Origin of the sequence: Actinospica acidithermotolerans, from assembly GCF_018139625.1 — a bacterium.
GTDB classification, from domain to species: Bacteria; Actinomycetota; Actinomycetes; order Streptomycetales; family Catenulisporaceae; genus Actinospica; species Actinospica acidithermotolerans.
This window is the reverse complement of sequence record NZ_JAGSOH010000240.1, coordinates 1-3,307: the sequence shown is the minus strand read 5'-3', so window position 1 is coordinate 3,307 and position 3,307 is coordinate 1. Positions and strand designations below refer to the sequence as shown.

Here is a 3,307-nt window from a genome sequence, read left to right as displayed (position 1 = left end):
CATCGTCTCGCTGCTGCTGGTCGCGATCGGCTATCCCCTGGTGTGCGAGACGGTCAGCTCGGGGCGCTCCGTCGGCAAGCTGGCCGCGGGACTGCGCGTGGTCCGGCTGGACGGGGGCCCGGAGCGCCCCCGTGCGCAACCTCCTCGGCGCCAACATGTCCTTCCGCCGCGCCGTCCTGGACGAATGCGGGGGCTTCGACACCGACCTCGGCCGCATCGGCACCCGCCCCCTCGGCTGCGAGGAGACCGAACTGTGCATCCGCGCCGCCGAACGCCACCCGGACGGCCTGCTGCTCTACGACCCGGCCGCCTCCGTCCGCCACCACGTCCCCGACCGGCGCGCCACCTGGGAGTACTTCCGCGCACGCTGCTACTCCGAGGGCCTGTCGAAGGCCGCGATGACCCGGCGCACCGGCACCGCCCCCGGCCTGGCCAGCGAACGCGCGTACCTGAGCTCGACGATCCCGCACGCCGTCCTCGACGCGCTGCCCGGACCCGGAAGGCGGGGGAGCGGACCGAGTCCCGCGACGATCCCCGCCCTGCTGGCCGGCGTCGCGGTCACCGGCACCGGATACGCCGTCGGCCGCCTGCACACCGGCCGGACCACCGCCGCGGTCCACGCCGATCCAGATGCCCCCGGAGACGCCGAGCACGCCGAGGACGCCGAGAACGCCGAGGACGCCGAGGACGCCGAGGACGCCGAGAACGCCGAGCACGTCGAGAACGCCGAGAACGCCGCCCGAGCCGGGCAGCGCGCGCACGTGCAGCCCCCCGTCCCGGACCTGCACGCCACCGTCCCCGAACTCCTCGCCCGCCTGCACACCGCCGCCGCCGACGGCGACGTGCTCGACGCCTACCTCGCCGCCTGCGGCATCGACCAGATCGTCGAAGACGTCCAACGCGCGACCGCCGGCCTCGCCCGCCGCACCGCCGACCACCTCGAAGTTGACGCCCACGGTGCCCCCGGCCGCACTGCACTGCGCAGCCTGGACGCTGTCGCCGCCGTACGCGGACTCACTCCAGCGCACCGGGAACTCGCGCACTGGCGCTCCCGGCTCCGCATCCTGATCGCAGTGCTCGCCGACCTCGACGCCGGAAACCCGCGCCTCGACGGCGCGCTCGCCGACCTCGACGCCGGAAACCCGCGCCTCGACGGCGCGCTTGCCGCGCTCGGCGAGCACGTCCCGCAGCGCGCAGCACGCCTCCTGGCCGGCGCCGTGCTGCGCCCGCCGACCTGCTTCCGGAGCTTCGACCAGCACCCGCGCGACATCGACGAGCTCATCGACCGGTTCGCGGCCCGCTACCCGGACCGCGCCAGGCCCCTGCTGATCCTCGGCGCCCGCACCTCCGGCAGCTATCTCGCCCCCCTCGCCGCCGCCCGCGCCCGCGCACTCGGCTACCGCGACGTGACCGCACGCACCATCCGCCCCGGCGAACGCCTCATGCCCGGCGAGACCCGCACCCTCGACCGCATCCGCCACTCCGGCGGCATCGTCGTCGTACTCGACGACCCGCCCGCCAGCGGCCGCTCCCTCGCCCGCATCGCCCGCGCCGCCGGACACGCCGGATTCCCCGCGGACCGCACCGTGATCGCGTTCGCCGCGTTCGAAGGCTGCGAGACCCCGAAGCACCTCGCCCGCTACCCGGCGATCGTGCTGCCCGCCGCCGACTGGGACATCCGCGCCCGCCTCGGCACCGCCGGCCTGCGCCGCACCCTGCCCGGGCTGCTCCCGCCCGGCACCCCGATCCTCGCGATCAGCGACACGCTCCCTGGTATCCCCACCCGCCTCGGCCACCTCGCGGTGCCCCTCACGGTCACTATCGCCACCGATCACGGGCCCGAGCAGCTGCCGCTGGTGGCCGAGGGCGCGGGCCTGGGCTACCTCGGCCGCCACGCCCTCGCCGTCGCCGACGCCCTGACCGGCTCCGTCCCGCACGTGCACGGATTCGCCGACGGCGTCCTGCTGCGCGACCGCGACCCGCGCGATCCCGTCGGCCCCGAACCCGCGCCGCAGCCGCCGCCCCCCGACACGCTCGCCGACTACGTCGCCGCCCGAGCCCGCGCCCTGCCCGTCACCGAGGATCGCGCCGCACTCCTGACCGGCCGCGAACCCGCCTGGGAGATCGGGGCACGCCTGCTCTCCGGCACCCTCGGCCGCCTCGGCACCCCGCTGCGCCCGCTCCTGGTCGACCCGATCCTGCGGCAGCTCACCCACGCCGACCGGCCCTGCCTGACCGACGGACGCATGCTCCCGTGGACCTGGCGCGCCACCGCCGACGGCTGGCACAAGACCGACTTCGACGAAGGCTCCTTCAGCCACCTCGACCTCGCCGACTACGACCCCGTCTTCGACCTCGCCGCCGCCGCGATCCTCGACCCCGACGCCGAGGACAAGCTCCTCGCCCGCTACCGGCAGGCCACCGGAACCCGGATCGACCCGGCCCGATGGTGCGTCTACAAGGTCGTCCACGGCTGGAACATCGCCCGCCTGCAGCACGCCGGACACGCCCGCCTCGCCGGCCTCGAGCCCGCGCGCGTCCAGGACCGCGCCGTCCAGCAGTTCTACGCCGCCCTCTACCTCGCCGACCTCGACGACGAACCCGCCGGTCCCTTCTGCGTCCTCGACCTCGACGGCACCCTGGAGACCGACCTCCTCGGCTTCCCGATGACCTCGCCGGCAGGCGCCCTCGCCCTGCGCGCGCTGCGCGCCCACGGCTACCGCGTCCTGCTCGCCACCGGCCGCCCCGTCCCCGACGTCCAAGACCGCTGCGCCAACTACCGGCTCCCCGGAGCCGTCGCCGAATACGGCGCCGCGTACTACGACGCCACCACCCGCGAAACCGGATACCTCGCCCCCGGCCATGACCGCGCCCTCGCCGCCGAACTCGCCGCCCGGCCCGGCACCGGCATCGACGAGCGCTACCGCGCCTGCATCCGCGCCTACCGCCGCACCCGCCACGGCCGCAAAGCCCTCGATCCCGCCACCGTCGACGACATCGTCATTCGCCACCAGGTCACCCCCGTCGACGGCGACGCCCAAACCGACCTCCTGCCGGTCGGCCTCGACAAGACCCAAGGCGTCTTCGCCCTCACCCGCCGGCTCGACGACCCCGCGACGCCCGTCGCGCTCGCCGTCGGCGACAGCGCCGCCGACACCGGAATGCTGCGCGCCGCCGAACTCGGCCTGGCCCCGGCCAACGCCGACCGCACCGCCATGCGCGCCGCCGGCATCGGCACCGTCAGCCGCGCCTACCAGGCAGGCGTCGCCCAAGCCGTCGCCCGCCTGATCGGCCACCCGCCCGGCCG

Annotated in this window: 1 protein-coding gene; it reads left to right on the top strand. The window is 75.7% G+C overall.

Translation table 11 applies throughout. The annotated features are described in order from the left end of the window. Positions 1-131: 131 nt before the first annotated feature. A partial coding sequence (locus KDK95_RS37545; RefSeq protein ID WP_212522523.1) for an HAD hydrolase family protein occupies positions 132-3,307 on the top strand: 3,176 nt, incomplete at its 3' end.